16 protein-coding genes are annotated in these 18,290 nt (G+C 61.0%); 13 read left to right on the top strand and 3 right to left on the bottom strand.

All coding sequences use genetic code 11. From position 1 onward, the window contains the following. Nucleotides 1-211 precede the first annotated feature (211 nt). The 6 genes from M0D66_RS25415 (at nucleotide 212) to M0D66_RS25390 (ending at nucleotide 7,170) form a co-directional block, all read left to right on the top strand. A complete protein-coding gene (locus M0D66_RS25415) occupies nucleotides 212-1,297 on the top strand; it encodes a LacI family DNA-binding transcriptional regulator (protein WP_200618777.1) in 1,086 nt (361 codons plus the stop codon). A 2-nt stretch (nucleotides 1,298-1,299) separates the two neighbouring features. Continuing rightward, nucleotides 1,300-2,787: a sugar ABC transporter ATP-binding protein gene (locus tag M0D66_RS25410; protein ID WP_266211854.1), complete on the top strand. Its 1,488-nt coding sequence runs from the start codon at nucleotides 1,300-1,302 to the stop codon at nucleotides 2,785-2,787. Further along, on the top strand, nucleotides 2,768-3,781 hold the full coding sequence (locus tag M0D66_RS25405) for an ABC transporter permease (RefSeq protein WP_093636277.1): 1,014 nt from the start codon (nucleotides 2,768-2,770) through the stop codon (nucleotides 3,779-3,781). The genes M0D66_RS25410 and M0D66_RS25405 overlap by 20 nt, the downstream gene beginning before the upstream one ends. A gap of 83 nt (nucleotides 3,782-3,864) precedes the next feature. Next, on the top strand, nucleotides 3,865-4,827 hold the full coding sequence (locus tag M0D66_RS25400) for a substrate-binding domain-containing protein (RefSeq protein ID WP_054042876.1): 963 nt from the start codon (nucleotides 3,865-3,867) through the stop codon (nucleotides 4,825-4,827). 79 nt (nucleotides 4,828-4,906) lie between these two features. Then, a complete protein-coding gene (locus tag M0D66_RS25395) occupies nucleotides 4,907-5,956 on the top strand; it encodes a sugar phosphate isomerase/epimerase (protein WP_093636275.1) in 1,050 nt (349 codons plus the stop codon). Nucleotides 5,957-6,018: 62 nt separating this feature from the next. Continuing rightward, a complete protein-coding gene (locus M0D66_RS25390; RefSeq protein WP_266211853.1) occupies nucleotides 6,019-7,170 on the top strand; it encodes a Gfo/Idh/MocA family protein in 1,152 nt (383 codons plus the stop codon). A 66-nt stretch (nucleotides 7,171-7,236) separates the two neighbouring features. On the opposite strand, the gene M0D66_RS25385 is transcribed toward M0D66_RS25390, so the two are convergent. The 3 genes from M0D66_RS25385 to M0D66_RS25375 form a co-directional block, all read right to left on the bottom strand. Next, nucleotides 7,237-7,497 (bottom strand): hypothetical protein, encoded by a 261-nt coding sequence (locus M0D66_RS25385; protein ID WP_012432018.1) that lies wholly within the window; start codon nucleotides 7,495-7,497, stop codon nucleotides 7,237-7,239. A 143-nt stretch (nucleotides 7,498-7,640) separates the two neighbouring features. After that, nucleotides 7,641-8,801, bottom strand: a complete 1,161-nt coding sequence (locus M0D66_RS25380; protein ID WP_266211852.1) for an ABC transporter substrate-binding protein — start codon at nucleotides 8,799-8,801, stop codon at nucleotides 7,641-7,643. A 32-nt stretch (nucleotides 8,802-8,833) separates the two neighbouring features. After that, nucleotides 8,834-9,775, bottom strand: a complete 942-nt coding sequence (locus tag M0D66_RS25375; RefSeq protein ID WP_007175965.1) for a CysB family HTH-type transcriptional regulator — start codon at nucleotides 9,773-9,775, stop codon at nucleotides 8,834-8,836. 233 nt (nucleotides 9,776-10,008) lie between these two features. Between M0D66_RS25375 and M0D66_RS25370 the strand changes: the two genes are divergently transcribed. The 7 genes from M0D66_RS25370 to M0D66_RS25340 all read left to right on the top strand — a co-directional run bounded on the left by M0D66_RS25370 (nucleotide 10,009) and on the right by M0D66_RS25340 (nucleotide 17,955). Beyond that, nucleotides 10,009-11,688, top strand: a complete 1,680-nt coding sequence (locus tag M0D66_RS25370) for a nitrite/sulfite reductase (protein WP_200650712.1) — start codon at nucleotides 10,009-10,011, stop codon at nucleotides 11,686-11,688. A gap of 22 nt (nucleotides 11,689-11,710) precedes the next feature. Next, complete coding sequence (locus tag M0D66_RS25365; protein ID WP_200618772.1) at nucleotides 11,711-12,250, top strand: DUF934 domain-containing protein; 540 nt, start codon at nucleotides 11,711-11,713, stop codon at nucleotides 12,248-12,250. Beyond that, complete coding sequence (locus M0D66_RS25360) at nucleotides 12,247-12,993, top strand: phosphoadenylyl-sulfate reductase (RefSeq protein ID WP_093636265.1); 747 nt, start codon at nucleotides 12,247-12,249, stop codon at nucleotides 12,991-12,993. Before M0D66_RS25365 ends, M0D66_RS25360 begins: the two co-directional genes overlap by 4 nt. Before the next feature lie 113 nt (nucleotides 12,994-13,106). Further along, entirely contained in the window at nucleotides 13,107-14,069 is a 963-nt protein-coding gene (gene cysD / locus M0D66_RS25355; protein ID WP_054042851.1) for a sulfate adenylyltransferase subunit CysD, read from the top strand. 25 nt (nucleotides 14,070-14,094) lie between these two features. Then, nucleotides 14,095-15,411 (top strand): sulfate adenylyltransferase subunit 1, encoded by a 1,317-nt coding sequence (locus tag M0D66_RS25350; protein ID WP_054042849.1) that lies wholly within the window; start codon nucleotides 14,095-14,097, stop codon nucleotides 15,409-15,411. A 74-nt stretch (nucleotides 15,412-15,485) separates the two neighbouring features. Beyond that, entirely contained in the window at nucleotides 15,486-16,238 is a 753-nt protein-coding gene (cobA, locus tag M0D66_RS25345) for a uroporphyrinogen-III C-methyltransferase (RefSeq protein ID WP_266211849.1), read from the top strand. Between the two features lie 1,264 nt (nucleotides 16,239-17,502). Then, nucleotides 17,503-17,955, top strand: a complete 453-nt coding sequence (locus M0D66_RS25340) for a hypothetical protein (RefSeq protein WP_171929429.1) — start codon at nucleotides 17,503-17,505, stop codon at nucleotides 17,953-17,955. Nucleotides 17,956-18,290: the final 335 nt, after the last annotated feature.

Below are 18,290 nucleotides of genomic sequence, written 5' to 3'. Positions count from 1 at the left end.
TCGTATGGCAGGCCACGGCAGGGTAACTGCGGGATTGTACCAAATGGCGGCGCGAATCCACGCCGTCGCGGGCAGTGCGCCGCCGTGTCGCGCCTCGGACCGCTCTTGCCATGCCCGCTCGACCCCGTGTTAATCCCTAGCGATCCGTCCTTGCGATTCCCGCTTCCATCGCGCAAAAATGTAATCGATTACATTTTCGAGGCTGATTCCCTTGTCCAAGTCGGTGTCCAAAGCGGCCCGAGCGACTTCGTCGCCGTCGTCGAAAGCGCGCCCGCAGCCTGAGGCTCAGCCGCAGCATCCGGCTGAGGGCCTTTCGATTGCTCAGGTGGCGGAGCAGGCGGGGGTCTCGGTGGCGACGGTGTCGCGCGTGCTGAACGGACACGAGAACGTGCGGCCCGCCACGCGCGACAAGGTCTTGGCGGCCGTCGATGCCAGCGGCTATCGCGTCAACGAACTCGCGCGCAACCTGCGCACCGCCGAAAGCCGCCTGCTGCTGACGATGGTGCCCGACGTCGGCAACCCCTTCTACGCGGAGATCGTGCGCGGCATCGACAGCGTCGCGCGCCAGCACGGCTATTTCATGCTGCTGTGCGACACGGGCGCCGATCCGGGACGCGAGCGCAGCTACTTCGATCTGCTGCGCCGCCGCCGCGCGGACGGCGCGATCTGCCTCGATCCCGCCACCATCCAGCAGGCGCTCGGCGAGGCATCCAGCGCGCTGCCGTGGGTCGCGTGCTGCGAGTTCGATCCGGAGATGGGCGTGCCGTATGTCGGCATCGACAACTACAAGGCAGCGGGCGACGCGGTTCGGCATCTGCTCGCGCGCGGCCACCAGCGCATCGGCCTCATCAATTCGGATGTCGACTATCTGTACGCGCGGCAGCGTCAGCAAGGCTATCTGGACGCGTTGACCGAAGCGGGCATCACGCCGGACGAGCGTTGGCGCATGAACCTGAACAGCCTCGACTACGAAGCCGGCGCATCGGCAGCGGCCTTGCTGGTGCAGCAGCCTCACGCGCCGAGCGCGATCTTCGCCGTCTCCGACACGCTGGCGATCGGTGTGATCCACGGCTTGCGCAGCGTCGGCAAGCGCGTGCCGGACGACGTCGCGGTGGTCGGCTTCGACGATATCTCGCTCGCCGCGCAGGTCGATCCGCCGCTGACCACCATCGCCCAGCCGATGCGCGAACTTGGCGAAACCGCCGCGCGCCTCCTGCTGCAGCGGCTCGCGAATCCGTTGGCGAACGTGCCGGGCGTGCTGCTGCCGCATCGGCTCGTGATTCGCAGGAGCGCGTAATCATGAGCCTCGCCATTCGCTTTGACGATATCCGCAAAGACTTCGGGCCAGTGCGCGTGCTGCACGGCGTGAGCTTTGACCTGGCGCCGGGCCGCATCTACGGTTTGCTCGGCGAGAACGGCGCGGGCAAATCGACGCTAATGAAAATCCTCGCCGGCTACGAAACGGCGACCTCGGGCACCTTGCTGGTAAACGGCCACGCGCAGCAATTCATCGGTTCGCGCGACGCGGAAGCGGCCGGCATCGTACTGATTCACCAGGAGTTCAATCTCGCCGAGCATCTGACGATCGCGCAGAACATGTATCTCGGCCATGAGAAAAAGCGCGGCTGGTTCGTCGACGACGCTGCAATGCGTGCGGAGGCCGCGCGTTTTCTGGCGCAGGTGGGTCTCGAGAAGGCGCCGGATACGAAAGTGCGCGAGTTGATCGTCGCGGAAAAGCAGATGGTGGAGATCGCAAAAGCGCTGTCGCGGCGCGCGCGTTTGCTCATCATGGACGAACCGACCGCCACGCTCACGCCGTCCGAAACCGAGCGCCTCTTTACGCTGATGGCGAAGCTGAAAGCCGACGGCGTGACCATCGTCTATATCTCGCACAAGCTCGATGAAGTCGAACGCATCACCGACGAAGTGATCGTGATGCGCGATGGCCGCTTCGTCGCACGCAGTGAAACGGCGGGACTTGCGCGGCAGCAGATGGCGAATCTGATGGTCGGGCGCGACGTGTCCGATATGTTCCCCGACAAGATCACCGTGCCTGCCGACGCGCCGATCGCGTTAAAGGTAGAAGGCCTTGCTGTACCGGACTGGGTCGAAGACCTGAGCTTCGACGTGCGCGCTGGTGAAGTGCTGGGTTTTGCGGGCCTCGTCGGCGCGGGCCGCACTGAAGCATTCGAAGCGCTCATTGGCCTGCGCAAACGCACGGCGGGCCGCATCGAGATCGCCGGCCGCCGCGCCGATCTGAAGAGCCCGCGCGACGCCATGCGCCACGGCATTACGTATCTAAGCGAAGACCGCAAAGGCAAAGGCCTGCATGTGAATCTAAGCCTGCAGGACAACGTCACGCTGATGACGCTCGAGCGTTACGCGCATCCTTTGCTCGATATGAAAGCGGGGCGCGCGGCGTTGACCCAGGCCGTTCACGACTTCGGCATTCGCACAGGCGATTTGTCGAGCCGCGCGCGCATGCTCTCTGGCGGCAATCAGCAGAAGCTCGCGCTCGCCAAGTTCCTGCAACCTGATCCAAACGTGATCGTGCTCGACGAACCGACTCGCGGCGTCGACGTCGGCGCGAAACGCGACATCTATTTCCTGATTCATCGTCTCGCCGCGCAGGGCCGCGCGGTGATCGTCATTTCATCCGAACTGATCGAGCTGATTGGTTTGTGCCATCGCGTCGCCGTGATGCGCGCGGGACGCCTGCAAACCACGCTCACGCTCGAACACCTGACCGAAGAGGAGTTGATCGCCCATGCGACCGGCACCCACTGAAGCTGTCCAATCCGGCCGCGCGTTGCGCTTCGCGCATCGTCTGTATGCGCTCGGGCCGCTCGTTGGGCTGATCCTGCTGTGCATCGTCGGCACGCTGCTCAACCGCGATTTCGCTACGCTCGACAACATGATGAACGTGCTCACACGCACCTCGTTCATCGGCATCATCGCGGTCGGCATGACCTTCGTGATCATTTCGGGCGGCATCGATTTGTCGGTCGGGTCGATGGCGGCGTTGATCGCGGGCAGCATGATCTGGCTGATGAACGGACTCGCTGCGGGTGTCGGTGGCCATACGTTCGCGCCCTTGCTGATTCTCACGCTCGGCATTGTGTTCGCGCTGGTGCTCGGCGGGTTGTTCGGCTGCGCGCATGGGCTGCTGATTACCAAAGGGCGCATCGAGCCGTTCATCGTTACGTTGGGTACGTTGGGCATTTTTCGCGCGGTGCTGACGTGGCTCGCGGACGGCGGCGCGCTGACATTGGATAACTCGCTGTCCGATCTATACGGACCGGTTTATTACGCGAGCTTCTTTGGCGTGCCCGTTCCGATCTGGGTGTTCCTCGTCGTTGCGGCGGGCGGCGCGTTGATTCTCAATCGCACGGCGTTTGGCCGCCACGTGCAGGCGATCGGCTCGAACGAACAGGTTGCGCGCTACGCGGCGATTCGCGTCGATACCGTGAAGATCGTGACGTACGTGCTGCTCGGTATTTGCGTCGGCGTCGCGACGGTGCTGTATGTGCCGCGGCTCGGTTCGGCCACGCCGACCACGGGTTTGCTGTGGGAACTCGAGGCGATTGCGTCAGTGGTGGTGGGCGGCACTGCGCTGAAGGGCGGCGAAGGGCGCGTGGTCGGCACGGTGATCGGCGCGATCCTGCTTTCGGTGATCGCCAATATTCTGAATCTGACCAGCATCATCAGCGTGTATCTGAACGCGGCGGTGCAGGGCGTCGTGATTATCTTCGTCGCGTTTGTGCAGCGCGGACGGCGGTAGGTGGTGGGCGTTGAGCTTCAAGGAATACAGCGGCAAGTTCGAGAATCGGGGCGCATGAACGCCTCACAATAGGAGACACAACCATGAAGCAGGTCATTCGAGCGGTCGGCGCCGGCATGCTGGCGTTGGGAATACTAGGTACGGCAGGCGTTGCGCGTGCCGATGAAAAGGTCACGCTGGGCGTCGCGATTCCGACTGCCGACCACGGCTTTACGGGCGGCATCGTCTGGTGGGCGAACAAGGCGAAAACCGATCTGGAGAAAGCGCACCCTGATCTCAAGGTAATCGTGAAGACCGCGGCCGGCGCGCCCGAACAGGCGAACCAGCTGCAGGATCTGGTGACGGTGAACAAGATCAACGCATTGGTGATTTTCCCGTTCGAATCGGCCTCGCTCACGCAGCCGGTGGCTCAGGTGAAGAAGAAGGGCGTGTACGTGACAGTAGTGGATCGCGGCCTGACGGATACCAGCGCACAGGATGCGTATGTTGCGGGTGACAACACGGCGTTCGGCAAGATTCCCGCCGAGTATCTGGCGAAAGCGCTCGACGGCAAGGGTGACATCGTCGCGCTGCGTGGCATTCCGACGACGCTCGACAACGAACGCTGGACCGCGTTTACGGGCGTACTGAAGGCGTATCCGAACATCAAGATTCTCGACGGTAAGTATGCGAACTGGAATCGCGACGACGCCTTCAAGGTGATGCAGGATTACCTCACGCGCTTCAAACACATCGACGCGGTCTGGGCCGCCGACGACGACATGGCCGTTGGCGTCATCAAGGCGATCGAGCAGGCCAAGCGTACCGACATCAAGATCGTATTCGGCGGCGCGGGTTCGAAGGGCATGGTGAAGAACGTGATGGACGGCGCGCCGATGATCAAGGCTGACGTGTCGTACTCGCCGAAATTCATCTACGACGCGATCAAGCTCACCGCAGAGGCGCGTCTGAAGGGCGAAAAACTGCCGCCGACCACGATCATTCCGTCGGTGCTGATCACGAAGGAAAACGCACAGCAGTTCTATTTTCCTGACTCGCCGTTCTGATCCTGGGCATCCGGCGCGCGCTTGCCATGTCTCTGTCGTAGAGGCGTGACAGGCGCGTCACAGTTCGAGGAACCGTACGATGAAAACCATCAAAGGGCCGGCGATCTTTCTCGCCCAATTCATGGGCGACGAGGTGCCGTTCGACAACTTTGCGCATCTGGCCGGCTGGGCAGCGAGTCTCGGCTTCAAGGGGATTCAGGTGCCGTGTGATACCCGTCTGATTGATCTCGAGCAGGCGGCAGCGAGCCAGACGTATTGCGACGAGTTGCGCGAGGTCGCGGAAGACGCGGGCGTGACGATCACTGAACTGTCGACGCATCTGCAAGGGCAACTGGTGGCCGTGCATCCGGCCTATGACGTGTTGTTCGACGGCTTTGCTGCGCAGCATGTGCGCGGCGATCCTGCCGCGCGCACGCAATGGGCTGTCGAGCAGATGAAGCTCGCAGCGAAGGCTTCGCAGCGTTTGGGTCTCGATACGCACGTGTCGTTTTCCGGCGCGCTGGCGTGGCCTTATCTTTACCCGTGGCCGCAGCGTCCTGCAGGTTTAATAGAGGCCGCGTTTGAGGAACTCGCGCGCCGTTGGACGCCGATTCTCGATGCGTTCGACGAAGCGGGCGTGAACGTGTGCTACGAACTGCATCCGGGAGAGGACCTGCATGACGGCGTGACCTTCGAGCGCTTTCTGGACGCCGTGAAGCAACACCCGCGCGCGAACATCCTTTATGACCCGAGCCATTTCGTTTTGCAGCAACTCGACTACCTTGCGTTTATCGACATCTATCACGAGCGCATCAAGGCGTTCCATGTGAAGGACGCGGAGTTTCGTCCGAATGGCAAGCAAGGTGTGTATGGCGGCTATAGCGGTTGGGTCGAACGCGCAGGGCGTTTTCGATCGCTCGGTGATGGACAGATCGATTTCGGCGCGATCTTCTCGAAGATGGCGCAATACGATTTTCCCGGCTGGGCGGTGTTGGAATGGGAGTGCGCGCTGAAGCATCCCCAGGACGGCGCGCGTGAAGGTGCGGAGTTCATTCGCCGCCACATCATTCGCGTGGCTGATCATGCATTCGATGATTTCGCGGGCAGTGGCGTGGATGCAGCGCAGCTAAAACGCGTGCTAGGCATTTGACAACGAGTTGGCTGCGAGCTAACCGTGAAGTGGATGAAGCAGATCGCAAAGGAGTGAGTGCGATGGCACAAAGAAGACTCAGGCTCGGCATGGTCGGTGGCGGCCAGGGCGCATTTATCGGCGCGGTGCATCGAATCGCGGCGCGGCTCGACGACCGGTTCGAACTGGTAGCGGGCGCGTTGTCGTCCGATCCGCAGCGCGCACAGGCGAGCGCCGCTGAGGCCGGCATCGCGCGCAGCTATGCAGACTGGCGCGAGATGGCGCGCGCCGAAGCCGCGCGCGACGACGGTATCGACGCGGTCGCGATCGTCACACCGAATCATCTGCATGCGCCGGTGGCGACGGCTTTTCTCGAAGCGGGCATTCATGTGGTGTGCGACAAACCGCTGGCGATTTCGTTGGCGGAAGGCGAGGCGCTCGCGAAGCTCGCGCGCGAGAAGAACAAACTGTTCGCGCTGACGCATACGTATTCCGGTTATCCGATGGTGCGCCATGCTCGCGAGCTCGTCGAACAAGGCGAGCTCGGTGAAATACGCGTGGTGCAAGTCGAATACGCGCAGGACTGGCTGGCTGAACCGATAGAAGCGAGCGGTACGAACAAGCAGGCAGGCTGGCGCACGGATCCTTCTTTAGCGGGACCTGCCGGCTGCCTCGGCGATATCGGCACGCATGCCTATCACCTCGCTGCCTTCATCACGGGGATGACGCCGTCGTCGCTATCCGCCGAATTGCATACCTTCGTGCCAGGACGCCGTATCGACGATCACGTGCAGGCGATGCTGCGCTATTCGAACGGTGCGCGCGGCATGCTGTGGGCGAGTCAGGTGGCAAGCGGCGCGGAGAATGCGCTGCGTCTGCGGGTGTATGGGACGAAAGCGAATCTCGCGTTCGATCAGGAAAATCCGAACGAACTGTGGTTCACGCCGCTGGGTGGTTCGGCGGAGCGACTGACGCGCGGACGGGTGAAAAGTGCGATCGCGGCGCATGCGACGCGTGTGCCTCAGGGGCACCCTGAAGGCTATCTGGAGGCGTTCGCGCAGTTGTACAAGGATGCGGCGTTACAGATCGAAGCATTGAATGCAGGTCAACCGTTGCCCCCTGAAAGCCTGTTGCTCACGACGGTGGATGACGGTGTGGCGGGCCTACGTTTTATCGACGCCGTGTTGGCAAGCAGCGCGGCGGACGGTCAGTGGCAAGAGATTGCGAACGGTTGAGCGTAGTAGCCGAGCTACCTCCGCCGCCGCTAAAAGCCCGGTGTTGGCGTCGCGCGCCCCACGTCCTCAACCGCCCTTGCTCTTCTTGATCTGCTCTTCAAAAGCAATATCGAGCTTGCTCGCTTTGCGCGGCTTCGGCGGTCCGAAACCATCGACGAATTTGACGAAATCGTCGAGCGTCAGCGGATCGGAGACTTTCTTATCGGTACCGCTCGATTTGTCGACCAGATAAAACAGGCCGCCGGACAGGCTGATCGCCGCGAACTGCGGGTTGCCGCTGCGGGTTTTTAGCCGCTCGACGGCGTGGATGGCTCGGGTGGTGCGCATGATGTGGGACGGCTGGTCGGGGAAAGACTTCCACTGTAGCAACTTCGCGCGGGGCGTGCGAAGTTGCATCATTGCGCGGTCTTATCCCTGATGGCGTGATCCTTCACGGTGTCCACTTTGCGTCCGAACTTGCGCCGCAACCCTCACTGGCTCAAATAAACGAACTTGCCGTTCCTGATGATGCCCATCACGCTCGCGCGCTGATCCAGACCAACGTGGTCCTTCGGGCTCGTATTGACCACACCGTTCGGCACGACCAGTTCATGCGCATGCTCCAGTTCGTCACGCAATGCGGTGCGGAAAGCCGGCGTGCCCGGCTGCGCCGTCTTCAACGCACGCGCAACTGCATCCTGCAAACGCGGGTACACACCCGCCGCATCGCCCGCAAATTGGGTCACGCTGCCCGGGCCGTACTTCGCCTCGTATTCGTTGGTGAACGCAAGCGCCGCCTTCTTCGCCGGATGATCGGCCGGCAACGTGCGCGCCACCACCACCGGCTGCGTCGGGAACAGCGTGCCTTCCACGTCCTTGCCGCCCAGCTTGATGAACTCGGGCGTGGCGATGCCGTGCGTCTGATAGATCGGGCCTTTGAAGCCGCGTTCGATCAGCGTGCGCTGCGGTAGCACGGTCGGCGTGCCGGCGCCGGCGATCAGGATCGCGTCGGGCTTGGCGGCCATCAGTTTGAGAATCTGGCCGGTGACGCTGGCATCCGTCCGGTTATAGCGTTCCGTCGCCACCAGTTGAATATGCCGCAAGGCCGCGAACTTGCTGAACTCGTTTAGCCAGCTCTCGCCGTAGCCGTCCGCGAAACCGATGAAGCCCACCGTCTTCACGTTGTGGTTCGACATGTAGCGCGTCATCACGTCGGCCATCGCGCTGTCGGTCTGCGCCATCTTGTAGGCCCACACCTTCTTGCCTTCCTGGGGCTCGACCACGCTTGCCGAGCCGATCAGCGTGATCATCGGTGTCTGGCTTTCCGCGACCGGATCGAGCGCAGCCATTGCCGCCGGCGTGATATTCGGGCCGACGATCACGTCGACGTGGTCCTCATTGATCAGCTTGCGGATGTTGCGCACCGCCGCGCCCGGGTCGGAAGCGTCGTCGAGGAAGATGTAGTCCGCTTTCTGGCCGGCGATCGTGGCCGGCCACATCAGCATCGCGTTCTTGCTCGTGATGCCGATCACGGCCGCGGGGCCGGTGCTCGACAGATCGATGCCGACCTTGATGTCGGCCTGTGCTGCGGTAGCGAGCAAGAGCGCGCCGAGAGCGGCCAGGCCGCGAAGTTTGTTCTTATGCGACGTCATCAAGGGTCTCCGTAGCAGGAAGCGTAGTCAGTTCAAAGTTCGTAGGTTTCGTGTTCGCCTTTGAGCGCCTGTTCGATCAGCTTGCGGTTCATGCTCGGCGACAGCAATTCGACGAGCGTATACACATAGCTGCGCAGATAGGCGCCCTGTTTCAGCGCGACCCGCGTCACATTGCTGCCGAACAGGTGGCCGACCGGCATGGCGCGCAAATGGCGGTCGCGCTCGGCGTTGAACGCGATATCCGCCATGATGCCGACGCCCAGACCCAGTTCCACATAGGTCTTGATCACGTCGGCGTCGATCGCCTCCAGCACGATGTCCGGATGCAGCCCGCGCAGGCGGAACGCCTCGTTGATCTTGGTGCGGCCGGCAAACGCGTTGTCGTACGTAATCAGCGGATATTGGGTCAGATCATCCAGCGACAAAAGTTTGCGGTCGAGCAGCGGATGATCCGGTTGCATCACGGCGACGTGGTGCCACTGGAAGCAGGGCAGCGAAACCAGCTCCTTATAGTTAGCGATCGCTTCGGTGGCGATGCACAGGTCCGCCTGGTCATGGATGACCATTTCGGCCACCTGGGTCGGGCTGCCTTGCAGAATTGAAAGGTGAACTTTCGGGAAGCGCTTCTTGAATTCGGCGATCGCGGCCGGAAGTGAGTAGCGCGCTTGGGTGTGGGTGGCGGCGATTACCAGGTTGCCCTGATCCTGGGCTGCGTAATCTTTACCGACCCGCTTGAGGCTCTCCACTTCCTGCAGAATCTTCTCAACCGACTGAAGAATGATGCGCCCCGGCTCGGTCAGCGAGCGCACGCGCTTGCCGTGTCGTGTGAAGATTTCGACGCCCAGCTCGTCTTCCAGCTCGATGATCGCCTTGGAGACGCCCGGCTGGCTTGTAAACAGTGCTTTGGCCGCTTCGGTCAGGTTGAAATTCTGCCGCACAGCCTCGCGGACGAAGCGGAATTGATGCAGGTTCATATATAACCTCTCCGCATATCAAAAGAATTTTTTAGTCGTTTGAAATATAAGGCGAGTTTATTACGATCTGTCCATCTTTTTCAATATGGATATCTGTATTTGTCATAAGCAAATGAGAGATGGGTCTAAACCCTCATTCGCCTGACCTGACAAATAGAGGTATTCAAGCCGCGGCGGAACCGGGTGGCCGGCCCCCGGACCGTCGTGTGTCACGCAAAAATTGGGGTCCCCGAATGTACCAATACGATCAGTACGACCAGACCATCGTCGATGAGCGGGTCGCGCAATACGCCGATCAGGTTCGCCGCCGCTTGTCGGGCGAATTGAGCGAAGAGGAGTTCCGTCCGCTGCGCCTGCAGAACGGCCTGTACATGCAGCGCCATGCGTACATGCACCGCATCGCGATTCCGTACGGCAACCTGCGCAGCGACCAGATGCGCGTGCTGGCCCAGATCGCGCGCGAGCACGACCGCGGCTACGGTCACTTTTCGACGCGCTCGAACATCCAGTACAACTGGATCCAGCTCGAAGAGACGCCGGAAATCCTGCGCAAGCTCGCGGCCGTGCAAATGCACGGCATCCAGACCTCGGGCAACTGTATCCGTAACATCACGGCTGACCAGTTCGCGGGTGTGGCGCCGGATGAAGTGGTCGATCCGCGCCCCTGGGCAGAAATCCTGCGCCAATGGTCGACGTTCCACCCGGAATTCGCGTGGCTGCCGCGTAAGTTCAAGATCGCCGTGTCGGGTTCGAAGGAAGACCGCGCTGCTGTGCAGATTCACGACATGGGCGTGTACCTGAAGACGAACGAGCAGGGCGAACTGGTGGCCGACATCCTGGCCGGCGGCGGCATGGGCCGTACGCCGATCATCGGCGCGATCATCCGCAAGGACCTGCCGTGGCAACACCTGCTGACGTACTGCGAAGCCGTGCTGCGTGTGTACAACCGCTACGGCCGCCGCGACAACATGTACAAGGCGCGCATCAAGATTCTCGTGAAGGCACTGAGCCCGGAGAAATTCTCGGCGCAGGTCGAAGAAGAATGGCAACACCTGAAGGACGGTCCGTCGACGCTGACGCAAGCTGAAGTAGACCGCGTGTCGCAATACTTCCAGCCGCCGGTGTATGAAAAACTGCCGGATACGGATGCTTCGTTCGAGAACCATCTGCTGGAAAACCGTGCGTTCGCCCGTTGGGTCGAACGTAACGTGCGTCCTCACAAAGTGTCGGGCTATTCGTCCGTCACGCTGTCGTTGAAGCCGACCACGATCGCCCCGGGCGATGCTACCGACGCGCAGATGGAAGCGGTCGCCGATTGGGCCGACGAGTACTCGCTCGGCGAAATCCGCGTGTCGCACGAACAGAACCTGATTCTCGCGAACGTGAAGAAGCGCGACCTGTTCGCGCTGTGGGAAAAGGCCAAGGCGCAAGGTTTCGCGACGCCGAACATCGGCTTGCTGACCGACATCATCGCGTGCCCGGGCGGCGATTTCTGCTCGCTCGCGAATGCGAAGTCGATTCCGATCGCGCTGGCGATTCAGGAGCGTTTCAACGATCTCGACTACGTGTACGACCTCGGCGACGTGTCGCTGAACATCTCGGGTTGTATCAATGCTTGCGGTCACCACCACGTCGGCAACATCGGCATTCTGGGCGTCGATAAGGACGGTTCGGAGTGGTATCAGGTGACGCTCGGCGGCGAGCAGGGCACGGGTGCAACTGGTGCGCATCTCGGCCGCGTGATCGGCCCGTCGTTCTCGGCGGAAGAAATGCCGGACGTGATGAGCAAAGTGATCGACACGTTCGTGGAGAATCGCCACGAAGGCGAGCGCTTCATCGAAACGTACAACCGAATCGGCATGGCCCCGTTCAAGGAACGTGTGTACGCCTCGCGTCAACCGGCTCACGCGTAACCGCGAAAAGGATACTGAACAGATGGCTTCTATTATCAAGAATCGCGCGATCGTCAACGATGACTGGACGGTGGTGCGCGCCGCTGAAGACGGCACGCTGCCCGCAGTCGACGCATTGCCGGCCGGCAAGGTGCTGGTGCCGCTCGCGCTGTGGCAAGCTTCGCGCGACGCGCTGATCGCTTCGCGCAGCACCGCTGAAATCGGCGTGTGGCTCGCGCCGGATAGCGAACCGGCAGATATCGTCGGCGATTTCGACACGATCGCGCTGATCGGCGTGGATTTCCCGGTGTTCCGCGATGGCCGCGGCTATAGCATTGGCCGCCTGTTGCGCGAGCGTTATGGCTACAAGGGCGAACTGCGCGCGATCGGCGATGTGCTGCGCGATCAGCTGGCGTTCATGTTCCGCTGCGGCTTCGACGCCTATGCACTGCGCGAAGACAAAGACTTCGACGACGCGCTCAAGGCGTTCGACGAATTCAGCTTCAACTATCAGGGCGCGGTGAACTCGTCGCCGCTGTTCCGTCGCCGCGAAGCGGGCGAACTGGCGAAGGCCTCGGTATGAGCGGCGCACAATTGCTCACGCCGGAACTCGCTGCGAAGGTCGAGCGCCTTGATGCGCTGCTCGATTCGATCGCCGCGCGTCACGCGAACGTGAAGCTCGCCAGCAGCCTCGCAGCGGAAGACATGCTGCTCACGCACGCGATTCTGTCGCGTGGCGTCAAGATCGGCATTTTCTCGCTGAACACAGGCCGTCTGCACGCGGAAACGCTGGGCATGCTCGATCGCGTGAAAGAGCGCTACGGTTACGATATCGAGCAATTTCACCCGCAAGCCGCCGCGGTTGAAGAGTATGTCGGCTCGCATGGTCTGAACGCGTTTTATGAAAGCGTCGATCTGCGCAAGCGTTGCTGCGAGATTCGCAAAGTCGAGCCGTTGAACCGCGCGCTGTCGGATGTCAGCGCATGGGTGACGGGTCAGCGCCGCGAGCAGTCGGTGACGCGTGCTGAACTGCACGAGGAAGAACACGACGCCGCTCGCAATATCGCCAAGTTCAATCCGCTGACGGACTGGACCGAAGCCGAAGTGTGGGACTATCTGAAAGCATTGGACGTGCCGGTCAATCCGCTGCATGCGCGCGGTTATCCGAGCATCGGCTGCGAGCCTTGTACCCGCGCAATCCGTCCTGGTGAAGACAGCCGGGCAGGGCGCTGGTGGTGGGAGTCGCGCGATACGAAGGAGTGCGGCCTGCACATCACGACGATTACGCCGATCAGCGTCATCAGCAGCGAAAACGCTTCGGCATAAAGCATTCAGGTGGTTCAGGCCTTGGTTTCCGACCTGAACGCCTCACATACCGATTTGAATACTTCCGCGACGCAAGCAACCGTTTGCGACGCGAATCAACGAAGGACCCAAACATGAGCACCACGCTCGATTCCACTGTGAATGCACCGCTTACCAACACGGCGAACCGGATGGATCACCTCGATTGGCTCGAGGCCGAGTCGATCCACATCCTGCGCGAACTGGTCGCCGAATGCAGCAAGCCCGCGTTGCTGTTTTCGGGTGGCAAGGATTCGGTCGTGGTGCTGCACCTCGCACTGAAAGCCTTCGGCATTGGCGCAAATCGCAAGACCGTTCTGCCGTTCCCGCTCGTGCATATCGACACCGGTCACAACTACGACGAAGTGATCGACTTCCGCGATCGCCGTGCGAAAGAGATCGGCGCTGAACTGGTGGTGGGTCACGTTGAAGATTCGATCAAGCGTGGCACCGTGCGTCTGCGCCGCGAACTGGATTCGCGCAATGCTGCGCAAGCCGTGACGCTGCTCGAAACGATCGCCGAACATGAGTACACCGCGTTGATCGGCGGCGCGCGCCGCGACGAAGAAAAGGCCCGAGCGAAAGAACGGATCTTCTCGTTCCGCGACGAATTCGGCCAATGGGATCCGAAGGCGCAGCGCCCGGAACTGTGGAGCCTGTATAACGCGCGTCTGCATAACGGCGAACACCTGCGCGTGTTCCCGATCTCGAACTGGACCGAACTCGACGTGTGGCAATACATCGCCCGCGAACAACTTGAGCTGCCGTCGATCTATTACGCGCATCAACGCGAAATCGTGCGCCGCAACGGCCTGCTCGTGCCGGTTACGCCGCTTACGCCGATGCGTGAAGGCGAGACCAGCGAAACCGCGCTGGTGCGTTTCCGCACGGTGGGCGATATCAGCTGCACGTGCCCGGTGGAAAGCGATGCGGATGATCTCGAGAAGATCATCGCCGAAACGGCCGTGACCGAAATCACGGAACGCGGCGCGACGCGGATGGACGACCAGGTCTCCGAAGCCGCGATGGAACAGCGTAAGAAGCAAGGTTATTTCTAAGCACACGAACCAAGGTAAAGCAATCATGAGCGGTATTCACCAACCAGAAGACCTCGGCGTGCTGCGTTTCATTACTGCGGGTAGCGTCGACGATGGCAAGAGCACGTTGATCGGCCGCCTGCTGTACGACAGCAAAGCGGTGTTGAGCGACCAGCTCTCCGCACTGTCGCGCGCGAAGAATAAGCGTACCGTTGGCGACGAAATCGATTTGTCGTTGTTGACGGACGGCCTCGAAGCCGAACGTGAGCAAGGCATCACGATCGACGTCGCCTACCGTTACTTTGCAACGGCTAAGCGCAAGTTCATCATCGCCGACACGCCGGGCCACGAGCAGTACACGCGCAACATGGTGACGGGCGCATCGACCGCACATGCAGCGATTATCCTGGTCGACGCAACGCGTGTGACGTTCATCGATGGTGTTGCGCAACTGCTGCCGCAAACCAAGCGCCACAGTGCACTGGTGAAGCTGCTCGGCTTGCAACACGCGATCGTCGCGATCAACAAGATGGACCTCGTCGACTATAGCGAAACGCGTTTCAACGAGATTCGCGATGCGTATGTCGAACTCGCGCGTCAACTCGGTCTGAACGATGTGCGCTTCGTGCCGGTGTCGGCGCTGAAGGGCGACAACATCGTGACCGCTAGCGAAAGCATGCCGTGGTACGCGGGCGAGCCGCTGCTCGATTTGCTCGAAGCGTTGCCGGTGGAAGTTCCGACGGGCCAGGCGCTGCGTTTCCCGGTGCAATGGGTCGCACGTCAGGACGGCAGCCAGGCCGACGATTTCCGCGGCTACATGGGCCGTGTCGAAGCGGGCGAGGTGAAGGTCGGCGATACCATTGTCGTGCTGCCGGCGAACCGTGAAGCGACGGTTGCCGAGATCATCGCGCCGGTGACGGGCGGAACGGCAGCGGTGGACCGCGCGTTTGCCGGCCAAACCGTGACGATTCGCCTGGCGGAAGACGTCGACGTATCGCGCGGCGACACCTTCGTGCTGCGCGAAGCAGCGCCGGAACCGGCCAAGAAGCTGGAAGCAGATCTGTGCTGGTTCGACGACACGCCGCTGTCGACGCAACGCAAGTATCTGCTGAAGCAGACCACCAATACGGTGTTCGCTCGGATCGGCGCGATCAAGGAAGTGCTCGACGTGCATACGCTGTCGCAGGCGACCGATCGCAAGGACCTGACGATGAACGACATCGGCCGCGTATCGCTGACGTTGCAAAAGCCGCTGGTGTGCGACGTGTACGACTCGCATCAGGGCACGGGCGCATTCGTGCTGATCGACGAAGCGACGCATCACACCGTCGCGGCCGGGATGATCCGGGCGTTTTCGGCTTGAGTCACTTGTTGGGCAACTAACGCGCGCTCGCGGCTTCGGGTTTCGCACGAACTGGACGAATGGGGTTAAGGCGAATGGGTAAGGTGTATCTGATCGGTGCAGGGCCAGGGGCCGCGGATCTCATCACGGTGCGCGGCGCGCGGCTGCTCGGCACGGCTGATGTCGTGTTGCACGACGCGCTTGTCGAGCCGGCAATGCTCGACTACGCACCCTCCCACGCGCGGCGGATTGCGGTTGGCAAGCGGTGCGGGCAGTTGTCGACCGCGCAGCAGTTCATCAACAAGCAGATTGTCGATGCTGCGCTTGAGCACGACGTGGTGGTGCGGTTGAAGGGCGGCGATCCGATGTTGTTTGGGCGTGCTGATGAGGAGATGCGGGCGCTTGAGGCGGCGGGTGTCGAGTATGAGGTGGTGCCTGGGATTACGGCGGCGCTTGCCAGTGCGGCGACGTTGAAGCGGTCGTTGACGCTTCGCGGCGTGTCTCGCAGTGTTGCGTTGGCTACGCATAGCCGGGCGGCTGATACTGCGGCGATTCGGGAGCAGGTGAATGCGGATTCGCTCGTGTTCTATATGGGGCGGGATAGCGGGCCTGAGATAGCGCAAGAGTTGATTGATGCTGGGCGCGATGGCGCGACTCCTGTGGCGATTGTGGAGGCGTGTAGTACGCCTCGTGAGCGGATGCTTACTCTTACGCTTTCGGGCCTCGCTTGTGGCGAGGCTCAGCAGTGGCTTGATGCTTCGCAGCCTAGTCTGCTGATGATCGGGGAGGCGTTTGCTGCTCGGCAGCAGGTGGGGCGCTCCGCGGATGGGATGTTGGTGGCTGCTTGAGGTTTTTGTTTTGCCTTTTGCGGCGCTTGTTTTGGCCGTGTTCTTAGGGCTTTGGCCTTTCCTTGTTCTGGCTTTGGTGCCTTTCCTTGAATTGTTAGTGGTCTATTAGCGTTGCCCCTGTGCGGGGCGGCACTTACTTTCTTTGCCGCCGCAAAGAAAGATAAGCAAAGAAAGCGGCTAGAAGCCCCTGCTAAGCGGGCACCATTGTCTGCTACGGGTAGTGGTGCATCTGGAATCTGTGCTCTCTCGCATTCGGCGTCAGTGACAAGGGCGTCATACTTCCCGTCTCACACTTCGTGCTCGCCGGAAGCGTTTGCCCCGTCGCGGTCGGTTATCTATCAATGCTCCGTTTCTTTGCTGAAGTTTCTTCGGTGCTGTAGTTCTGTGTTCGGGCGCGCGTTTGGGAAATTTCGGAAATGGTGGTTTCCCACGCTCTTTAGCCCAGGCAGGCGATCACTCGCGAAACGATACGTTTTAAACTCAATTCGCCGTCGAGTCAGCGATGGCCGGGCTTGGCAGCCTGCACACCACGCACGTACTCCTGCCCCGGCAGGTCGTGCGTCTGTTTCAGCGCGTCTTCTTGCTATGGGCGGGCCGTGATAGGGAGATCTTCGGGTCTGCTGGTTTGCTGTGGTGCCAGTCTGCCAACCGTATTACTGAGCCCGCTCACCACAGCGCAAATATGAGCGAGCTGTGTGCGCTCAAACCGCTAATGCTAAGTGGGCACCGTAGCCTGCAACGGGTAGTGGTGCATCTGGAATCTGTGTTCTCTCGCATTCGGCGTTAGTGACAAGGACGTCATACTTCCCGTCTCACACTTCGTGCTCGCCGGAAGCGTTTGCCCCGTCGCGCTTCGCGCGACGTCGCGGTCCGTTATCTATCAATACTCCGTTTCTTTGCTGAAGTTTCTTCGGTGCTGTAGTCCTGTGTTTGGGCACGCGTTTGGGAAATTTCGGAAATGATGGTTTCCGGCGCTCTTTAGCCCTGGCAGGCGATCACTCGCGAAACGATACGTTTTAAACTCAATTCGCCGTCAAAACAACGACGGTCAGGCTTGGCGGCCTGTTGCCAAACGCAGACCTGTCTCGGCAGGTCTGTGTCTATCTCTGCGCGTCTTATGGGCGGGCCGTGATGGGGAGGCCTTCGGGCCTGCCGGTTTTCGTTTGGCACCGGTCGCCAACCTTGTCATTGAGCCCGCTCACCACTTTGCAAACTACAAGCTAGTGCGTCGGGCGGTCCAGGTAAGTTTCAGGGAGATCGCGCCATGAGTAAATCCGCCAAGAATTCACGAACCACATCGCGCCCACCTGTTGACGCACTTCAGTACGAAAAACTTGCCCTGTCCGCTTTCGGACTTGTTGACCGGCAACTAAGCCAACTGGACAAGTTGGTCACGCTTGCGGCCTCGATATTCAGGAGTCCGGCGGTGACGCGGGAAGAGCGGCATCGTCAGCGAAAATTGCTGGAAGTACTGATCGACACTGGCGAGGATTATCGGCGAGAAGTCGAGATTGATCGCGAGTTGTACCAGATCATCGCGCTTGATGCGAAGGGAGTACCCCAAAGCTGCATTACCGCGCGTCGCGCAGCGAACCTTCTGGCGAAGGCCACGCAGAGGGCACCGGAGAACTGCAGAGGCATGCGCGCAATGGGAACCATGCGCAACAGGCAGGGACGCTTTAAAACGATCACGCGCCCTATTGCAACAGCACACTGACAAAAACCCGCGGTACTAGGCTACGAACATAAAAAGGCGCTAGCGCCTTTTTATGTTGTAAATAGATGGTTTTGCCGTGACTGGCTTAATCTGGAGATATGACTGCCTTGCCACCAAGGCAGAGTGTGCGAGAACACTGTTGGAACGGCAACGGCACCCGTGCCGTGACCGTGATTGCAAGGCGCCTGCCATATCATTTGAAGTTAGGGTTCCCAGGTGAGTGCAGAGCGCCTCGCCGAGGCGAAGCCGACGGCTCCCATAGATCTTGAACGAAGCCCCGGGTTTCCCATGCATACCCGTCCGCGACGCACGCAGTGCGGAGTGGGAGCTGATGA

Origin of the sequence: Paraburkholderia sp. SECH2 (assembly GCF_030464795.1) — a bacterium.
Classification (GTDB): Bacteria; Pseudomonadota; Gammaproteobacteria; order Burkholderiales; family Burkholderiaceae; genus Paraburkholderia; species Paraburkholderia aspalathi.
Note: the sequence above shows the minus strand (reverse complement) of the source record. Positions and strands in the feature narration are given on the sequence as shown.